The 16851-nt window shown below is 69.3% G+C and carries 15 protein-coding genes and 3 tRNA genes; 3 read left to right on the top strand and 15 right to left on the bottom strand.

The genetic code is table 11. The features are described from left to right. Positions 1-11: 11 nt before the first annotated feature. Together ccmB and ccmA are read right to left on the bottom strand one after the other, a co-directional pair. Positions 12-743 carry a heme exporter protein CcmB gene (gene ccmB, locus UYS_RS0200460; protein ID WP_016853520.1) on the bottom strand — a complete coding sequence of 244 codons (732 nt, stop codon included), beginning with the start codon at positions 741-743 and terminating at the stop codon, positions 12-14. Beyond that, a complete protein-coding gene (ccmA, locus tag UYS_RS0200455) occupies positions 730-1374 on the bottom strand; it encodes a cytochrome c biogenesis heme-transporting ATPase CcmA (RefSeq protein ID WP_016853519.1) in 645 nt (214 codons plus the stop codon). The genes ccmB and ccmA overlap by 14 nt, the downstream gene beginning before the upstream one ends. Before the next feature lie 202 nt (positions 1375-1576). On the opposite strand from ccmA, the gene lexA reads away from it, so the two are divergent. Beyond that, entirely contained in the window at positions 1577-2044 is a 468-nt protein-coding gene (gene lexA / locus UYS_RS0200450) for a transcriptional repressor LexA (protein ID WP_016853518.1), read from the top strand. Beyond that, entirely contained in the window at positions 2044-2670 is a 627-nt protein-coding gene (locus UYS_RS0200445) for an IMPACT family protein (RefSeq protein ID WP_016853517.1), read from the top strand. The genes lexA and UYS_RS0200445 overlap by 1 nt, the downstream gene beginning before the upstream one ends. Here UYS_RS0200445 and olsF read toward each other — a convergent pair. The 4 genes from olsF to UYS_RS0200425 all read right to left on the bottom strand — a co-directional run bounded on the left by olsF (position 2611) and on the right by UYS_RS0200425 (position 7998). After that, on the bottom strand, positions 2611-4413 hold the full coding sequence (gene olsF / locus UYS_RS0200440; protein ID WP_016853516.1) for a bifunctional ornithine lipid synthase OlsF: 1803 nt from the start codon (positions 4411-4413) through the stop codon (positions 2611-2613). The genes UYS_RS0200445 and olsF overlap by 60 nt on opposite strands. A 138-nt stretch (positions 4414-4551) precedes the next feature. Beyond that, entirely contained in the window at positions 4552-5874 is a 1323-nt protein-coding gene (locus UYS_RS0200435; protein WP_026068249.1) for a sodium ion-translocating decarboxylase subunit beta, read from the bottom strand. A 14-nt stretch (positions 5875-5888) separates the two neighbouring features. Continuing rightward, positions 5889-7700, bottom strand: a complete 1812-nt coding sequence (oadA, locus tag UYS_RS0200430) for a sodium-extruding oxaloacetate decarboxylase subunit alpha (RefSeq protein WP_016853514.1) — start codon at positions 7698-7700, stop codon at positions 5889-5891. Positions 7701-7746: 46 nt separating this feature from the next. Continuing rightward, positions 7747-7998, bottom strand: coding sequence for an OadG family protein (locus UYS_RS0200425; protein ID WP_016853513.1), 252 nt, complete (start codon positions 7996-7998; stop codon positions 7747-7749). A gap of 165 nt (positions 7999-8163) precedes the next feature. Between UYS_RS0200425 and UYS_RS0200420 the strand changes: the two genes are divergently transcribed. Further along, the gene (locus UYS_RS0200420) at positions 8164-9132 is read left to right on the top strand and encodes a tRNA dihydrouridine synthase (protein WP_040477775.1); all 969 of its coding nucleotides are present in this window, start codon (positions 8164-8166) and stop codon (positions 9130-9132) included. A gap of 199 nt (positions 9133-9331) precedes the next feature. Here the strand turns inward: UYS_RS0200420 and UYS_RS0200415 are convergent. The 9 genes from UYS_RS0200415 to UYS_RS0200375 all read right to left on the bottom strand — a co-directional run bounded on the left by UYS_RS0200415 (position 9332) and on the right by UYS_RS0200375 (position 16569). Beyond that, positions 9332-9408 (bottom strand) — tRNA-Arg (locus UYS_RS0200415). Positions 9409-9463: 55 nt separating this feature from the next. Next, a tRNA-Arg gene (locus UYS_RS0200410) sits at positions 9464-9540 on the bottom strand. Positions 9541-9561: 21 nt separating this feature from the next. Continuing rightward, positions 9562-9654: transfer RNA gene (locus tag UYS_RS0200405), tRNA-Ser, on the bottom strand. Between the two features lie 100 nt (positions 9655-9754). Further along, positions 9755-9955: a carbon storage regulator CsrA gene (csrA, locus tag UYS_RS0200400; protein WP_016853511.1), complete on the bottom strand. Its 201-nt coding sequence runs from the start codon at positions 9953-9955 to the stop codon at positions 9755-9757. Positions 9956-10143: 188 nt separating this feature from the next. Beyond that, positions 10144-11394: an aspartate kinase gene (locus UYS_RS0200395; RefSeq protein WP_016853510.1), complete on the bottom strand. Its 1251-nt coding sequence runs from the start codon at positions 11392-11394 to the stop codon at positions 10144-10146. Positions 11395-11497: 103 nt separating this feature from the next. Then, the gene (gene alaS / locus UYS_RS0200390; protein ID WP_016853509.1) at positions 11498-14104 is read right to left on the bottom strand and encodes an alanine--tRNA ligase; all 2607 of its coding nucleotides are present in this window, start codon (positions 14102-14104) and stop codon (positions 11498-11500) included. A 276-nt stretch (positions 14105-14380) separates the two neighbouring features. Further along, entirely contained in the window at positions 14381-14854 is a 474-nt protein-coding gene (locus UYS_RS0200385) for a regulatory protein RecX (protein WP_040477773.1), read from the bottom strand. 3 nt (positions 14855-14857) lie between these two features. Then, positions 14858-15916, bottom strand: coding sequence for a recombinase RecA (gene recA, locus UYS_RS0200380; protein ID WP_016853507.1), 1059 nt, complete (start codon positions 15914-15916; stop codon positions 14858-14860). A gap of 158 nt (positions 15917-16074) precedes the next feature. Then, positions 16075-16569: a CinA family protein gene (locus UYS_RS0200375; protein ID WP_016853506.1), complete on the bottom strand. Its 495-nt coding sequence runs from the start codon at positions 16567-16569 to the stop codon at positions 16075-16077. Between the last annotated feature and the right edge of the window lie 282 nt (positions 16570-16851).

The following is a 16851-nucleotide window of genomic DNA, read 5'->3' as shown; positions in this document are numbered from 1 at the left end:
CAGTCGATTCCTCAACCGTTGAGACTGATGCGCAGCGCCGCCGCGATCGCGAAGGGCGCGAAGATCAGCGACGCCGCCAGCAGGGCGCCGAGGATGGCCAGATGGGCCGTCACGCCGCCGCCGAGGATCGCCGACTGCACGGCGCCGGCGCCGAAGATCAGCACCGGGATGTAGAGCGGCAGCACCAGCAGCGAGAGCAGCACCCCGCCGCGGGCCACGCCCACGGTGAGCGCGGCGCCGATGGCCCCGATCAGGCTCAGGCTGGCGCTGCCCAGCGCCAGCGACAGCGCCAGCACGCCGTAGCTGCCCGCCGGCAGCGACAGCATCACGCCCAGCAGCGGCGCCATCAGCGCCAGCGGCAGGCCGGTCAGCAGCCAGTGCGCCGCCACCTTGGCCAGCGCCAGCACCGGCAGCGGCTGGGGCGACAGCAGCAGCTGTTCCAGGCTGCCGTCCTCGGCATCGTCGCGGAACACGCCGTCCAGCGACAGCAGCGCCGCCAGCAGCGCCGCCACCCACAGCAGGCCCGGGGCGATGGTCGCCAGCAGCGGGGCCTCCGGCGAGATGCCGATCGGAAACAGGGTGATCACCAGGGCGAAGAACGCCAGCGGGTTCAGCACCTCGCCGGGGCGACGCAGCCGCAGCACCAGATCGCGATGCAGCGTCGCCCGCCAGGCGACCGCGAGCCCGTCGGCCGGCTCCCCGGCCTCGGGCAACGGCGTCGACCGCGAGTCAGCGCGCGACATCGCCGCCTCCCTCGCCCAGCGTCAGGCGGCGCAGGCGCGTCGAGGCCCGCAGCGCGTGGTGCGTGGTGACCAGCACGCTGCCGCCGCGGGCGGTGTGCGCCTCGAGGCGCGCCTCGAGGGCGGCCACGCCGTCGCGGTCGATGGCCGTGAAGGGCTCGTCGAGCACCCACAGCGGGCGCGGCGTCAGCTCCAGCCGCGCCAGGGCCACGCGACGCTGCTGCCCCGCGGACAGCTGGGCGGCGGGCAGGTCCTCGAAGCCGGCCAGGCCGACCCGCGCGAGCGCCGCCAGGCGCGCTGCCTCATCGCCGTGCTCGCCGGCCAGCGCCTGATACCAGGCGAGGTTCTCCAGCGGCGTCAGCGCCGCCTTCACCCCCGGGGCATGGCCCAGATACAGCAGGCTGGCGAGGAAGTCGCGCCGCGCCCGGCGCAGCGGGATGCCGTTCCACAGCACCTCGCCCTCGTGATCCATCAGCTGGCCGGAGAGGATCTTGAGCAGAGTGGTCTTGCCGCTGCCGTTGGGGCCCTCGACGCGCAGGATCTCGCCGGCGCGGATCTCCAGATCGAGATCGCGAAACAGCCAGCGGTCGTCACGTTCACAGGCCAGCCGGCGGGCGTTCAGGCGCAGGCTCAAGGCACTCTCCAGGCGCGGATCACATGGCCGGCACTCTACACGGAAAGGGTTTTCATCGCCAGCCGACGCCCGGGCCACGGCCGGTGCGCCTGACCTGCATCACGGCCGCGTGGAAAGGTCGCCCTTGCCAGATATCGACCGCCTGCTATGCTGGCCAAGTACTGTATGTATCAACAGTCACCGCCGACGGGAGATGCCGCGCATGTCACTCGCCCCCCAGTACCTGCTCCGCCAGCCCAATCTGCCCATCGCCGAATCCTGGGCCCCGCTCGATGACCGCGACCTGGTGGAGGTGCCGCTGCTGGGCAGCGTCGCCGCCGGCGTGCCCATCGACGCCTGCATCGATGCCGGCAGCGTCGAGGTGCCGAGGCGCATGGTCAAGCGCAACACCTATGCGCTGCGCGTGCGCGGCAACTCGATGATCGATTGCAACATCTTCGACGGGGATGTGATCATCATCGAACGTCGCGAGAGCGCCGAGAACGGCGAGACCGCGGTGGTGATGATCAATGACCAGGAGGTCACCCTGAAGAAGCTCTACATCGAGAAGTCCGGCGTGCGCCTGCAGCCGGCCAACGAGGCCATGCCACCCATTCACCTGAAGAACAGCGATATCCAGGTGCTGGGGCTGGTGATGGGCGTGGTGCGCCAGACGGACCTGGCCGCCTGATGCGCTACCCCGTTCCCGACCTGCCCGCCGGCGAGTGGCGCGAGACCGAGCTCGAGGTGGAGAGGAGCCGCTTCATCGCCTGGGTCTGCCATGCCCCGGATACCGCCGCCTTCGAGGCGCTGCTGGCCGAGGCCCGGCGCGCGCATCCCAACGCCAGCCACCACTGCAGCGCCTTCATCGCCGGCCCGCCCGGCGAACAGAACGCCATCGGCTTCTCCGACGACGGCGAGCCCGGCGGCACCGCCGGCCGGCCGATGTATCAGGTGCTGGAAGGCGCCGGCATCGGCCAGGCGGGCTGCGTGGTAACCCGCTACTTCGGCGGCACCAAGCTCGGCACCGGCGGCCTGGCGCGAGCCTACGGCCAGGCGGTGAACGAGGCGCTGGAGACCCTGCCGACCCGCGAGGTCACCGAGCGCGACCCGCTGCGGCTGAAGGTCGACTTCGCCGGCGAGGCCCAGGCCCGGGCCTGGTGCGCCGAGCGCGACATCCCGGTGGACGCCGCCGACTACGCCGCCGACGGCGTGGTGCTGACGCTGGGCTGGCCCCGGGATACCGAGCGTGATCTCTCAGCGCTCACCTCCCGCCTCAAGGGGCGCCTCGAGACCCTCGACCCCGACGCCGCCTGAGGCCGCCCGCCCGGCGCTGCCCACCTCGCCCTCCGCGCCGATATAGCGCGCCCGCTTCTCCGGCTTCAGGCGCGCCAGGTCCACCGCCACCAGGCCGTCGGTGCAGTAGCCGAAGGCGGTGTCCACGCCGAAGGCCAGAAAACGCGTGCCGCCGGGCTCGGTGACCTCCGTGTACTGCTTGTAGAGGGCCGGCACGCCGGCCCCCAGCGCCTGCAGCCCGTGGCGCAGGCGCTGGAAGTCCTCCTTGGCATCGTCACCGCGAAACAGCCGCGCCGCCTCCTGCTCCCCGGCCGGCGAGAGCCGCCAGGGCGCCCGCGGCCGTATCCGGCTGTCGCCGTCCCCGTGGTAGTGGCGGTAGTAGCTCACCAGCAGCTCCTTGGCCAGGAGCGGCAGATGGTTGGGCAGGGTCACCGGCCCGAACAGCCAGCGCACCTCGGGATGGCGACGCAGGTAGGCCCCGAGGCCGACCCACAGATAGTCCAGGCTGCGCCGCCCCCAGTAGCGCGGCTGGACGAAGCTGCGGCCGAGCTCCAGGCCGTGGCGCCACTGCGCCCAGGGCGCCTGCTCCAGATGGAAGATGGTCGCGCTGTAGAGCCCCTCGATGCCGTGGCGCTCGAGGATCCGCCCCACCTCGCCGAGCCGGTAGGCGCCGGCGATCTCCAGGTCGCGGTCGTCCCACAGCACCAGGTGGCGGTAATAGGCATCGAACTCGTCCAGGTCGCGCTTGCGGCCGCTGCCCTCCCCCACGCGGCGGAAGGCGACCTCACGCAGCCGGCCGATCTCGCGCATCACCGCCGAGTCGGGATGGCTGTCGACCAGCAGGATGCGCTTGCCGTCGGCCGTCTCGCCCAGCGACTCGGCGTCGCGCAGCTCCTCGCGCAGCGCCTGTCGGGGCTCGGGGCGGGCGATGCCGGTCTCGCCGACGAACACGCCGCGCTTGCCGCGCCCCAGCCGATAGACGTGCTTGCGCAGCAGCCTGAGCTTGACCGGCGTGGCCAGGTCGTCGCGATCGAACTGCGCCAGCGGAATCGGCCCGCCGGCCCGCAGGGCGATGTGCCGGCCGCGCTGGCGGAACATCTCCCCGGGCAGCAGCAGCGTGCCGACGTCGCTGCGCAGCGAGGTCAGGGCATAGAAGCGCGAGGAGTTGCGGCCGCGAACGTGGACCGGCAGCAGCGGCGCGTTGGTGCGCCGCGCGGCGTGCAGGAAACCCGAGTGCCACCTGCCGTCGCGCACCCCGCGCGGCCCGGCCCGGGAGACCTCGCCGGCGGGAAAGACGATCACCGCCCGCTCCGCCTCCAGCGCCTCGGTCATGCGCGCGAGGCTGCGGCGCAGCCCGCGCCGCGAGAGGTTGTCCACCGGCACGATCACGTCCGACAGCGGCGCCAGCTGCAGCAGCAGATCGTTGGCCAGGATGCTGACGTCGGGACGCACCTCGGCCACCATGCGCAGCAGCGCCAGGCCGTCCAGGGCGCCGAGCGGGTGATTGGCGACCACCACCACCCGCCCGGTCTCGGGGATCTGCTCCCGGTCCTTCGACGACAGCGTGTAGCCGACGTCGAGATGCTCGAACACCCGGTCGATGAACTCGCACCAGCCGAGCTCGCCGTGCCGGGCCAGGAAGTCGTTGATCTCGCGTTCGTGTACCAGGCGCCGCAGCCCCGCCACCAGCGGCCCGAACAGCCAGGGCGGCCGGGCCGCCAGCCCCGGAGCCTTGTCGCGCAGGGCCCGCTCGATATCGATCATGCCGTCCCCTCCTCGCCGAACGCCGTCGCGGCGCCGTTGTGCTCAGGCTAGGGCCGGCAGGTGACAGGAAGATGGCGCCCCGAAACGAGACACGGCGCCCCGAGGGGCGCCGTGTGGCGGGCTCATGGCGAAACGGGCTCAGCCGAGATACTTGATCATCACGCCCGCGGCCACCGCCGAGCCGATGACGCCGGCCACGTTGGGCCCCATGGCGTGCATCAGCAGGAAGTTATGGGGGTTGGACTCCAGCCCCACCTTGTTCGACACCCGCGCCGCCATGGGCACCGCCGAGACCCCGGCGGACCCGATCAGCGGGTTGATCGGCGTCTTGCTGACCGCGTTGAGCAGCTTGGCCATCAGCACGCCGCAGGCGGTGCCGATGGCGAAGGCCACCATGCCGAGCCCGAGGATCCCCAGGGTCTCCACGGCCAGGAAGCGGTCGGCCATCAGCTTGGAGCCCACCGAGAGACCGAGGAAGATGGTCACGGTGTTGATCAGCGCGTGCTGGGCGGTATCGGAGAGCCGCTCCACCACGCCGCACTCGCGCATCAGGTTGCCGAAGCAGAACATCCCCAGCAGCGGCGCCGCATCCGGCAGGAACAGCACCACCAGGATCAGCAGGCTGAGCGGGAAGACGATCTTCTCGCGCTTGGACACCGGCCGCAGCTGGGTCATGGCGATCTCGCGCTCGCCCTTGGACGTCAGGGCGCGCATGATCGGCGGCTGGATCAGCGGCACCAGCGCCATGTAGGAGTAGGATGCCACCGCGATGGCCCCCAGCAGCTCCGGCGCCAGGATGCTCGAGACGTAGATCGAGGTGGGGCCGTCGGCGCCGCCGATGATGCCGATGGCGGCGGCCTGGTTGAGCGTGAAGTCCATCACGCCCATGGCGGTCAGCCCCACCGCGCCGATCAGGGTCGCGAAGATGCCGAACTGCGCCGCGGCGCCGAGGAACAGGGTGCGCGGATTGGCCAGCAGCGGCCCGAAGTCGGTCATGGCGCCGACGCCCATGAAGATCACCAGCGGCGCGATGCCGGAGGCGATGGCCACGCTGTAGAACTGGTACAGCATGCCGTGGGCGAAGCCGGCGCCCAGGGCCACGTCGTTGGCGGCGCGGATCAGCTCCGGCGCGGTATCGCCGTGCAGCACCTCCTCAAGGCCGTGGCGCCAGGCCTCGACGTCGCCGCCCGGGGCCAGGGTCATCTGCAGCGACGCCGCCAGCTCGCGAAGCAGCTCCGGGCGCCCCAGATGGGCCGCCTGCTCGGCGGCGGACAGCGCCAGCCCCGCCTCGGGGATGTTGGCCAGGATGCCGCCGAAGCCGATCGGCACCAGCAGCAGCGGTTCGAACTTCTTGGCCATGGCCAGCCACAGCAGCAGCAGGCAGACGGCGATCATCGCCGCCTGGCCGAGGCTCAGGTTGTAGAGCCCCGAGCCGGTCCACAGGGTCAGAATCTTGTCGATCATGGGTCCGTCCTCTAGAGCACGACGAGGGCGTCGCCCACGGCCACGCTGTCGCCTTCGCCGACGTTCACCGCCGACACGGTGCCGGCGCTGGCCGCGCGCACTTCGGTTTCCATCTTCATGGCCTCGAGGATGATCACCACGTCGCCCTCGGCGACCCAGTCACCCGGTTTGACGTTGACCTTGAAGATGTTGCCGGCGAGCGGCGCGCTGATGGTCTCGCCGGACGACGCGGCGCCCGAGGAGGCCGCCGGCGCCGCGGAGGCGGTCGAAACGGCGCCGCCGCCCTGCTCCTGGATGTGCTCGATCTCGCCGCCCTCGGCGACCTCGACCACGTAGGACTTGCCGTTGACGGTGACGGTGTAGGTCTCGGGGCCACCGGCGGGCGCCTGGGCCGAGGACGCGGCGGACCGGGCCGCCGGGGCGCTCGGCGCCGGCTCGAAGGCGTCGGGGTCGTCGCGATGCTTGAGGAACTTGAGGCCGATTTGCGGGAACAGCGCATAGGTCAGCACGTCGTCGATCTCGCGCTCGCCTTCGGCGAGGCGGATGCCCTCGGCGCCGGCCTTCTCCTTGAGCTCGGCGGACAGCCGGTCCATCTCCGGGGAGAGGCGATCGGCCGGGCGGCAGGTGATCGGCTCGCCGCCTTCCAGCACGCGGGCCTGGAGCTCGGCGTTGTAGGGCGCCGGCGCGGCGCCGTACTCGCCCTTGAGCAGGGCCTGGACCTCCTTGGAGATCGACTTGTAGCGCTCACCCATCATCACGTTCATCACCGCCTGGGTGCCGACGATCTGCGAGGTCGGCGTGACCAGCGGGATATAGCCGAGATCCTCCCGCACCCGCGGGATCTCCTGCAGCACGTCGTCGAGACGGTCGCCGGCGCCCTGCTCCTTGAGCTGGTTCTCCATGTTGGTGAGCATGCCGCCCGGCACCTGGGCCACCAGGATGCGCGAGTCGATGCCCTTGAGCGAGCCCTCGAAGGCGGCGTACTTCTTGCGCACCTCGCGGAAGTAGCCGGCGATGTCCTCCAGCGCCTCGAGGTCGAGACCGGTGTCGCGCTCGGTGCCCTGCAGCATCGCCACCAGCGATTCGGTGGGGCTGTGGCCGTAGGTCATCGACATCGAGGAGATGGCGGCGTCGACGTTGTCGATGCCGGCCTCGATGGCCTTCAGCGCGGTGGCGGTGGAGAGCCCGGTGGTGGCGTGGCACTGCATGTGGATCGGGATGTCCACGGCCTGCTTCAGGCGCGAGACCAGCTCGTAGGCGTCGTAGGGCTTGAGCAGGCCGGCCATGTCCTTGATCGCCAGGGAATCGGCGCCCATGGCGGCGATGCGCTCGCCGAGCTCGACCCAGCCGTCGAGGGTGTGCACCGGGCTCAGGGTATAGGACAGCGTGCCCTGGGCGTGGCCCTCGTTGGCGCGCACCGCCTGGATGGCGCGCTCCAGGTTGCGCGGGTCGTTCATGGCGTCGAAGACGCGGAACACGTCGACGCCGTTGGTGCGGGCGCGCTCGACGAAGCGGTCGACCACGTCGTCGGCATAGTGGCGATAGCCGAGCAGGTTCTGGGCGCGCAGCAGCATCTGCTGGCGGGTGTTGGGCATGGCCGCTTTCAGCGCGCGAATCCGCTCCCAGGGATCCTCGCCCAGGTAGCGGATGCAGGCGTCGAAGGTCGCCCCACCCCAGGATTCCAGCGACCAGAAACCGATCCGGTCGAGCTTCTCGGCGATCGGCAGCATGTCGTCGAGACGCATCCTGGTGGCGAACAGGGACTGGTGGGCGTCTCGTAGCACCACATCGGTGATGCCCAGCGGGCGAGCGTTCTCCGTCATGGGAGTTCCTTGTCGTTGTCGTTGATGGAGTGAGAGGGTGTCGGGGCTAGCGGCGATGCTCGCGGCGATAGCGGTGGACCGCGGCGCTGATCACGGCCGTCAGGTCCTCATCCGGCGTGGCCGGCGCGCGCGTGGCGGCGGCCGGCGTGGCATCGGCCGCGGGCTCGGGGAAGAAGCGCCCGATCACGCGCGACATCAGGGTGGTGACGAACACCAGCACGGTCAGAAAGACGAACACGAACCCCATGCCGAGGCCCATCAGGGCCAGGCCCTCGTTCAATAGCTGCGAATCCTGCATGGTTGACCTCCTCGCGCGCCCCGGCACGCCCCGCCGATGGGGCGCGCGAGTTGCGCATGAACGCTGAGCGTATAAGCTGCCACACTCCCAAAGGATCGCGATGGCACCATGGTGGAAGCTGACGTTGTTAAATTACTACATCCCGGCCGCATCGGCCTAGCCCCCATGGAGGGGGTGATCGATGCCGTCACTCGCGAGATGCTGACGCGGGCGCCGGGATTCGACTGGACGGTCACCGAGTTCGTGCGTGTGGTCGACGCGCGGCTGCCGCCGCGGGTCTTCCATCGCCACTGTCCGGAGCTGGCCGACCGCCATCCGGCGACGCCGACCGGCGTGCCGGTGCACCTGCAGCTGCTGGGCTCCGACCCGGCGGCGCTGGCCGCCAATGCCCGCCAGGCGCTGAAGCTCGGCGTCGGCAGCCTGGACCTGAACTTCGGCTGCCCGGCCAAGCTGGTGAACCGTCACGACGGCGGCGCCTCGCTGCTGCGCGACCCGCGCCGGGTACATGCCGCCGTGGCCGCCGTGCATGAGGCGGTGGGCGACGCCATTCCGGTGACCGCCAAGATCCGCCTGGGCTTCGACGACCGCCGCCTGGCGCTGGCCTGCAGCCACGCCGCCGAGGACGCCGGCGCCCGCCAGCTGGTGGTGCACGCGCGCACCCGCCGCGAAGGCTACCGCCCGCCGGCCCACTGGGAGTGGATCGGCCGCATCCGCGCCCGGCTGTCGATTCCGGTGATCGCCAACGGCGACATCTGGACTCTAGAGGACTACTGGAAGGCGCGCACCCTCTCCGGCTGCCAGGACGTGATGCTCGGCCGCGGCGCCCTCGCCGATCCCGGCCTGGCGCCGCGCCTCCGCCACTGGCAGGCCACCGGCGAGCGCCTGCCGGCGACGCGCTGGAGCGAGCGCGCCCGCGTCCTGTGCGACTATGCTGCGTCGCAGCGAACCATGTTACCCAGCAAGATCGTGGTCTCGCTACTCAAACAATGGTTGAACCACATGCGGAGTCGCGACGCCGAAGCCGCGCGACGCTTTCAGGCACTGCGCCGGGTCACCGACCTGGACGACTTCCTCGCGGGACTGTCGGCCGAGGACGCCGTGCCGAGCGACAGGCTCGACGTCGCCAGCGCCTGAAGGCGCCACGCGGCGAGAAACCAGGAAGAGAGATAGAGAAGGGACAAGTCGCAAAGCAAAAAAAAGGCGCACGTCGCATTGCGACGGCGCCTTAACGATCACGGACACCGACCCCTCTATGGGCAGGGTGTCCGGCTAGCAAAAAGCGGGGTACAAAAGACAGAAGACCCGCCCTCACGAGGAGAGCGGGTCCGGAATCTGGCGCGCCCGGGAGGATTCGAACCTCCGACCACCTGATTCGTAGTCAGGTACTCTATCCAGCTGAGCTACGGGCGCTTTCGGCAATGAGCGGACTCATCGCGGGATGATGAAGTCATCATCCAAAGGAAGATGGCGCGCCCGGGAGGATTCGAACCTCCGACCACCTGATTCGTAGTCAGGTACTCTATCCAGCTGAGCTACGGGCGCTTGTCTTCCATCTGTCGATGCTGGCGGAGAGGGAGGGATTCGAACCCTCGAAGAGGCTATAAACCCCTTACTCCCTTAGCAGGGGAGCGCCTTCAGCCACTCGGCCACCTCTCCCTCATCGACAGGTGCGTATCCTACCGATCCGATTGGGGTTTGTCCATAGGGGCAGGCAATTTTTCTCCCCTTCCGGACTCACCGACGGATCGCGGGCGCGTCACTCCCTCGCCTCGCCGTCGTCATCCTCGTCGGTTCTCTCGCGCTGGATGCGCTGATAGATCTCCTCGCGATGCACGGCAACGTCCTTGGGGGCGTTGACGCCGATACGGACCTGGTTTCCCTTGACGCCCAGCACGGTCACGGTGATGTCATCACCGATCATCAGGGTTTCGCCGACACGGCGGGTCAGAATGAGCATGACTGATCTCCTTCTCAGACTTCTGACTGCGGGATGCGCTTGTGCGATGCAGGGGGCCGGCGCTCACCCGCCCCCTGCCCGCAAGCATGGCCCATGACACCCCAGAAGCTTCGTTGAATGGAAGCGCGATTCAGGCGCTGCCACGGGCTCTCCTACAAGCGTAGAAGCTGACGGCAGGCTGCGAGGCCTTATTCGCTTTCGATGTCGTCCTTGTCCAGACCGAAGGCCTGGTGCAGGGCACGAACCGCCAGCTCCATGTGTTTCTCGTCGACCACCACCGAGATCTTGATCTCGGACGTGGAGACCATGCGGATGTTGATGTTCTCCTCGGACAGCACGCGGAACATCTTCGATGCCACACCGGCGTGGGAGCGCATGCCGACCCCGACCAGCGAGACCTTGGCGATCTTGTCGTCGCCCTTCACCTCGCCCTCGCCCAGGGCGGGCAGCACCTGCTCCTCGAGAATCTTCAGGGTCTGCTTGTAGTCGCCCTTGGCGACGGTGAAGGTGAAGTCGGTGTAGTCGCCGGCCGGGGCCACGTTCTGCACGATCATGTCGATCTCGATGTTGGCATCGGCGATCGGGCCGAGAATCTTGGAGGCCACACCCGGCACGTCCGGGGTGTTGAGCAGGGTCAGCTTGGCCTCGTTGGCGGTGAAGGCGATACCGGAGATCAGCGGTTCTTCCATGGAGTCCTCGTCTTTGTCGGAGTCTGCAACGATCAGGGTGCCGGGGCCGTCCTGGAAACTGGACAGCACGCGCAGCGGGACGTTGTACTTGCCGGCGAATTCGACGGCGCGAATCTGCAGCACCTTGGAGCCGAGGCTGGCCAGCTCCAGCATCTCCTCCACGGTGATGGAGTCCAGGCGCTGGGCGCGGGAGCAGACGCGCGGGTCGGTGGTGTAGACGCCGTCGACGTCGGTGTAGATCTGGCACTCGTCGGCGTTCAGGGCCGCGGCCAGGGCCACGCCGGTGGTGTCGGAGCCGCCGCGACCGAGGGTGGTGATGTTGCCCTCCTCGTCGACGCCCTGGAAACCGGCGACCACGGCCACCTGGCCGTCGTCCAGGTCCTGGCGCATGTCGTCGGTCTCGATGCGCTGGATGCGCGCCTTGGTGTGGGCGCTGTCGGTCATGATGCCGACCTGGGAACCGGTGTAGGAGGTGGCCGGCACGCCGAGCTTGTGCAGGGCCATGGTCAGCAGCGAGATGGTCACCTGCTCACCGGTGGAGACCAGCATGTCCATTTCACGCGGGGTCGGCTCGTCGTTGATGTCGTTGGCCAGGCCGATCAGGCGGTTGGTCTCGCCGCTCATGGCGGAAACCACGACCACGACCTGATGGCCGGCGTCACGGAAGCCCTTGACCTTCTCGGCCACGGCCTTGATGCGCTCCACGGAGCCCACCGAGGTACCGCCGAACTTCTGTACGTATAGTGCCATGCGTCGTTGTCCCTCTGTCGATTTAGCATTGGAATGAATGAAAGGTAAGCGAGGCCGGATACACGAGGGGCCGAAGACGCTGCCGTCTTCGGCCCCATGACGCCTAGAGCGCGCTCTCGACCCAGGCCGGAACGCTCTCCAGCGCCGCCGGCAGGGCCGCGGCGTCGCTGCCGCCGGCCTGCGCCATGTCGGGTCGGCCGCCACCCTTGCCGCCGACCTGACCGGCCACGTGGTTGACCAGCGCCCCGGCCTTGACCCTGGCGGTGAGATCATCGGTGACGCCGGCGATCAGGCTGACCTTGCCGGCCGCCTCATCGGCCACGCCGAGCACCACGATGCCGGAGCCCAGCTTGTTCTTGAGCTGGTCGAGCATGCCGCGCAGCTCCTTGCCGGAGACGCCTTCCAGGCGCTTGGCCAGGACCTTGACGCCCTTGATCTCGCGGGCCTCGTCGAGCAGGTCGTTGCCGGCGGCGCTGGCCAGCTTGGCCTTGAGCCGCTCGAGCTCCTTCTCCAGGCCGCGGTTGCGCTCGACCAGCGACTCGACGCGCTCCTCGACCTGCTCGGGCTTGGCCTTGAGGCGCTCGCCGATGCGCTCGACGCGGGCTTCCTGCTCGCGGAAGTAGCTCAGCGCCGCCTCGCCGGTGATCGCCTCGATGCGGCGCACGCCGGAGGCCACGCCGGCCTCGCTGACGATATGGAAGCAGCCGATGTCGCCGCTGCGGCGCACGTGGGTGCCGCCACACAGCTCGATCGAGAAGTCGTCGGCGCCGATGGTCAAGACCCGCACGCTGTCGGCGTACTTGGCCTCGAACAGCGCCGCGGCGCCCTTCTCCTTGGCCTGGTCCAGGGTCATGTGCTCGATCACGGTATCGGCGTTGGCCAGCACCTGCTCGTTGACCAGGCGCTCGACCTCGGCCAGCTGCTCGGCGGTCATCGGCTCGAAGTGGCTGAAGTCGAAGCGCAGGCGCTCCGGCGTCACCAGCGAGCCCTTCTGCTCGACGTGCTCGCCGAGCACCATGCGCAGCGCCTGGTGCATCAGGTGAGTGGCCGAGTGGTTGCGCACGCTGGCCGCGCGCAGGCCGGCGTCGACCCGCGGCGTCACCGCGTCGCCGACCGCCAGCGCCCCCTCGAGCAGCACGCCGTGGTGCAGATGGTGGCCGCCCTGCTTCTGGGTATCGGTGACCAGGAAGCGGCCACCCTCGAATTCCAGATAGCCGGTGTCGCCCACCTGGCCGCCGGACTCGGCGTAGAAGGGCGTGCGATCCAGCACCACCATGCCGCGCTGCTCGACCTCGAGGCCGTCCAGCGGGTTGCCCTCGCGGTCGACGAGGGCGGTGACGGCGGCCCGATCCTCGAGGCGCTCGTAGCCGGTGAAGTCGGTCTCGCCTTCCAGGTCGAGCGACGCCTCGTAGGCGGCGCCGAACTGGCTGGCCGCCCGGGCGCGCTCGCGCTGGGCCTCCAGCTCGCGCTCGAAGCCGGCCTCGTCGAGGGTCACGCCGCGCTCGCGGCAGACGTCGGCGGTCAGGTCGTAGGGGAAGCCGTAGGTATCGTAGAGCTTGAACACCGTCTCGCCCGGCAGGGTGTCGCCCTCGAGGCCGGCCAGCGCCTCCTCGAGCAGGCCCATGCCGTGATCGAGGGTGCGGGCGAACTGCTCCTCTTCCTTCAGCAGCACGCGCTCGATCTGAGGGCGTGCCTCGCGCAGCTCCGGATAGGCCCCGCCCATCTCGGCGTCCAGCGCGCCCACCAGCTGGTGGAAGAAGTTGCCCTTGGCGCCCAGCTTGTGGCCGTGGCGCACCGCGCGGCGGATGATCCGGCGCAGCACGTAGCCGCGCCCCTCGTTGGAGGGCAGCACGCCATCGGTGATCAAGAAGGCGCAGGAGCGGATGTGGTCGGCGATCACGCGCAGCGAGGGCGTGGCGGTGTCGTCATGACCGGTGGCCCGGGCCGCCGCCTCGAGCAGGTTCTGGAACAGGTCGATCTCGTAGTTGGAGTGCACGCCCTGCATCACCGCGGCGATGCGCTCCAGGCCCATGCCGGTGTCGATGGACGGCTTGGGCAGCGGATGCATCTCGCCGGCCGCGTCGCGATCGAACTGCATGAACACCAGGTTCCAGATCTCGATGTAACGGTCGCCGTCCTCCTCGGGGCTGCCGGGAGGGCCACCCCAGACCTCGGCGCCGTGATCGAAGAAGATCTCGGAGCTGGGGCCGCAGGGGCCGGTGTCGCCCATCTGCCAGAAGTTGTCCTCGTCGAGCTTGGAGAAGCGCTCCGGGTCGACGCCGATCTCGTCCTTCCAGATGCGCTCGGCCTCGTCGTCGCTGACGTGGACGGTGACCCACAGCTTCTCCTTCGGCAGGCCCAGCACCTCGGTGAGGAAGGTCCAGGCGAAGCCGATGACGTCGCGCTTGAAGTAGTCGCCGAAGCTGAAGTTGCCCAGCATCTCGAAGAAGGTGTGGTGGCGGGCGGTGTAGCCGACGTTGTCGAGGTCGTTGTGCTTGCCGCCGGCGCGCACGCAGCGCTGGGCCGAGGTGGCGCGGACGTAGGGACGCGGATCGCGGCCGAGGAAGACGTCCTTGAACGGCACCATCCCGGCGTTGGTGAACAGCAGCGTCGGGTCGTTGCCCGGCACCAGGGAGCTGGACGGCACGATGGTATGCCCCTGCTCCTCGAAGTAACTCAGAAAGGCCTGTCTGATGTCTGCACTTTTCATGGGGTATCCGTGGCGATAGGCATGGTGGCCCGCAGGACGGGCACGGCAGCCATCATCGGACTGCCACCCGGGGCACTGGAAAACACTGCACAAATCAATGAGCTGGCTCAAGCGAGCGGCGCAGCGAGGCGGCAAAAGAATGCCCTGGCGGCGACCGTCCTGGCGTGCGAGCGCCGCGACGCGCGGTGATCGAACCGCGCCGGCATTCAGGCAGTGTCTTCTCCGCAAAGGGAGCCATTATAGCGCAGTGGTCGGACGACTAAAGAGGGCGGGAGGTCAGGGGTCGTCCCAGGCATGGGTCATGGCATGCCGCAGCTGGTCGAAATCGAAGCCGCGGCCGGCCAGGAAGCGTTCGCGCCGGGCCCGCTCGCGGGGCTCCTTCCCGGGGCCGGAGAAGCGCCGGGCGAGGGTCGCGGCGGCGAGCTCGAACCAGTCGACCTCGCCGCCGGCCTCGTCGAAGGCCCCGTGGGTGGTGGCGTCATCGACGCCGCGCCGGGAGAGCTCGGCGCGGATGCGCACCGGGCCCTGACCGCGAGCGACCCGGGAGCGCAGGAAGCTCTCGGCGAAGCGCGCATCGGACTGCAGCCCCTGCTCGATCAGCTCGTCGAGGCAGGCCTCGACCGCCTCGGGCGCGTGGCCCTTGGTGGCCAGGCGATCGCGCAGCTCGGCCCGGGCATACTCGCGCCGGGCCAGCAGGCGGATGGCGTCGTCACGGGGCGTGGCGTCCTCCGATCGCACAGGGCCCACCATGGATCAGGACGACTCGCCGCCCGCGTCGGTGCTCGCCTCGGCCTCGGCGTCCTCTTCCTTGGGCTCCGGCGTGGACAGCAGCTGGGCGCGGATCTGGCTCTCGATCTCTTCCATGATCGCCGGGTTATCCTCGAGGAACTGGGCGGCGTTGGCCTTGCCCTGGCCGATCTTGCTGCCCTGGTAGCTGTACCAGGCGCCGGCCTTGTCGACCAGGCCGCACTGCACGCCCAGGTCGACCACCTCGCCGGCGTGGTAGATGCCCTTGCCGTAGAGGATCTGGAACTCGGCCTGGCGGAACGGCGGCGAGACCTTGTTCTTGACCACCTTGACGCGGGTCTCGTTGCCGGTGACCTCGTCGCCCTGCTTGACCGAGCCGGTGCGGCGGATGTCGAGGCGCACGCTGGAGTAGAACTTGAGCGCGTTGCCGCCGGTGGTGGTCTCGGGGCTGCCGAACATCACGCCGATCTTCATGCGGATCTGGTTGATGAACACCACCATGCAGTTGGCGTTCTTGATGTTGCCGGTGATCTTGCGCAGCGCCTGGGACATCAGGCGGGCCTGCAGGCCGACGTGGGAGTCGCCCATCTCGCCCTCGATCTCGGCGCGCGGGGTCAGCGCCGCCACCGAGTCGATGATGATCACGTCGACGCCGCCGGAGCGCACCAGCATGTCGCAGATCTCGAGGGCCTGCTCACCGGTGTCCGGCTGGGAGACCAGCAGGTCGTCGAGGTTGACGCCGAGCTTCTCGGCGTAGCTCGGGTCCAGGGCGTGCTCGGCGTCGATGAAGGCGCAGGTCTTGCCCTGCTTCTGGGCCTGGGCGATCACCGACAGGGTCAGGGTGGTCTTGCCCGAGGATTCCGGGCCGAAGATCTCGACCACGCGGCCGTAGGGCAGGCCACCGATGCCCAGGGCGATGTCCAGCCCCAAAGAACCGGTGGACACCGACGGCATCACCACGCGCGGGGTATCGCCCAGGCGCATCACGGTGCCCTTGCCGAACTGGCGCTCGATCTGGGAAAGCGCGGCGTTGAGCGCCTTGGAACGATTGTCGTCCTGAGCCATGAGGGTCTCCTAAGCGATCGCCGTGACGCACGGCGATGACGAAACATTGGCGGAATGACGGCGCAGCGGCCGCCGAAAGCACTGTATGACTGCACAGTAGTATGACGAAAAAGCGGCCGCTCGGCCACCCCGAACCGACCCCGTCGACCGAGGCCGGACTAGCCGTCTTCCAGCTCGGCGATCAGCCCCTGGAGGGCCACGTTCACGGCCTGGTCGCGCACCGCATCGCGCTCGCCGGCGAAGTGGCGACGCTCGGTGCGCACCCGCCCCGGGGCGCCCCAGGCCAGCCACACCATGCCCACCGGCTTCTCGGCGCTGCCGCCGCCGGGGCCGGCCACGCCGCTGATGGCCACGGCCAGATCGGCACCGCTCTCGGTGCAGGCGCCGGCCACCATGGCCTCGACCACCTCGTGGCTGACCGCCCCGCAGCGCTCGAGCAGCGCCTCGGGCACGCCCAGCAGGCGCGTCTTGGCGGCGTTGGAATAGGTCACATAGCCGGTCTCGAAGTAGCCCGAGCTGCCGGCGATCTCGGTGATGGCATTCGCCACCCCGCCGCCGGTGCAGGACTCGGCGGTGGCGACGCTCGCGCCGCGCTCGCGGCACAGCGCGCCGAGGCGCTCGGCGAGACGGCGCGTCTCGGGCGATACGGACATCGGCTTTTCTCCAGATTCTCGCATGCGGCCGGTCGCCACGGATCACGATGAGCGGGCGCCGGGGACAGATCGCAGAGGGGGTCCTATGCCAGGGATGGCATCGGTAGCGCCCACGGAAGGGTTCACAGCGCCCCCTCGCAGATCTGTCGCCGGATCAGCCCGCCGCAACGACGGCAACGCTGGCCCCGAGGTTGTCTTGATGACCCTGACGAAGGCCATCCTTGGGCGTAGAATACTGGCTTTGTCCGCGAGATGCATGGCACCTCACGCCATCCCGATATC

Source organism: Halomonas smyrnensis AAD6, assembly GCF_000265245.1.
Taxonomy (GTDB): Bacteria; Pseudomonadota; Gammaproteobacteria; order Pseudomonadales; family Halomonadaceae; genus Halomonas; species Halomonas smyrnensis.
This window is presented reverse-complemented; position numbering and strand designations above follow the sequence as displayed.

What these genes read in the sequence shown, in the direction of transcription:
- ccmB (WP_016853520.1), bottom strand. Translation starts at nt 743, where the DNA reads ATGTCGCGCGCTGACTCGCGGTCGACGCCGTTGCCCGAGGCCGGGGAG.
- recA (WP_016853507.1), bottom strand. Translation starts at nt 15,916, where the DNA reads ATGGCTCAGGACGACAATCGTTCCAAGGCGCTCAACGCCGCGCTTTCC.
- oadA (WP_016853514.1), bottom strand. Translation starts at nt 7,700, where the DNA reads ATGACGGAGAACGCTCGCCCGCTGGGCATCACCGATGTGGTGCTACGA.
- UYS_RS0200425 (WP_016853513.1), bottom strand. Translation starts at nt 7,998, where the DNA reads ATGCAGGATTCGCAGCTATTGAACGAGGGCCTGGCCCTGATGGGCCTC.
- UYS_RS0200445 (WP_016853517.1), top strand. Translation starts at nt 2,044, where the DNA reads ATGCGCTACCCCGTTCCCGACCTGCCCGCCGGCGAGTGGCGCGAGACC.
- UYS_RS0200385 (WP_040477773.1), bottom strand. Translation starts at nt 14,854, where the DNA reads ATGGTGGGCCCTGTGCGATCGGAGGACGCCACGCCCCGTGACGACGCC.
- UYS_RS0200375 (WP_016853506.1), bottom strand. Translation starts at nt 16,569, where the DNA reads ATGTCCGTATCGCCCGAGACGCGCCGTCTCGCCGAGCGCCTCGGCGCG.
- csrA (WP_016853511.1), bottom strand. Translation starts at nt 9,955, where the DNA reads ATGCTCATTCTGACCCGCCGTGTCGGCGAAACCCTGATGATCGGTGAT.
- olsF (WP_016853516.1), bottom strand. Translation starts at nt 4,413, where the DNA reads ATGATCGATATCGAGCGGGCCCTGCGCGACAAGGCTCCGGGGCTGGCG.
- UYS_RS0200395 (WP_016853510.1), bottom strand. Translation starts at nt 11,394, where the DNA reads ATGGCACTATACGTACAGAAGTTCGGCGGTACCTCGGTGGGCTCCGTG.
- alaS (WP_016853509.1), bottom strand. Translation starts at nt 14,104, where the DNA reads ATGAAAAGTGCAGACATCAGACAGGCCTTTCTGAGTTACTTCGAGGAG.
- lexA (WP_016853518.1), top strand. Translation starts at nt 1,577, where the DNA reads ATGTCACTCGCCCCCCAGTACCTGCTCCGCCAGCCCAATCTGCCCATC.
- UYS_RS0200420 (WP_040477775.1), top strand. Translation starts at nt 8,164, where the DNA reads ATGGAGGGGGTGATCGATGCCGTCACTCGCGAGATGCTGACGCGGGCG.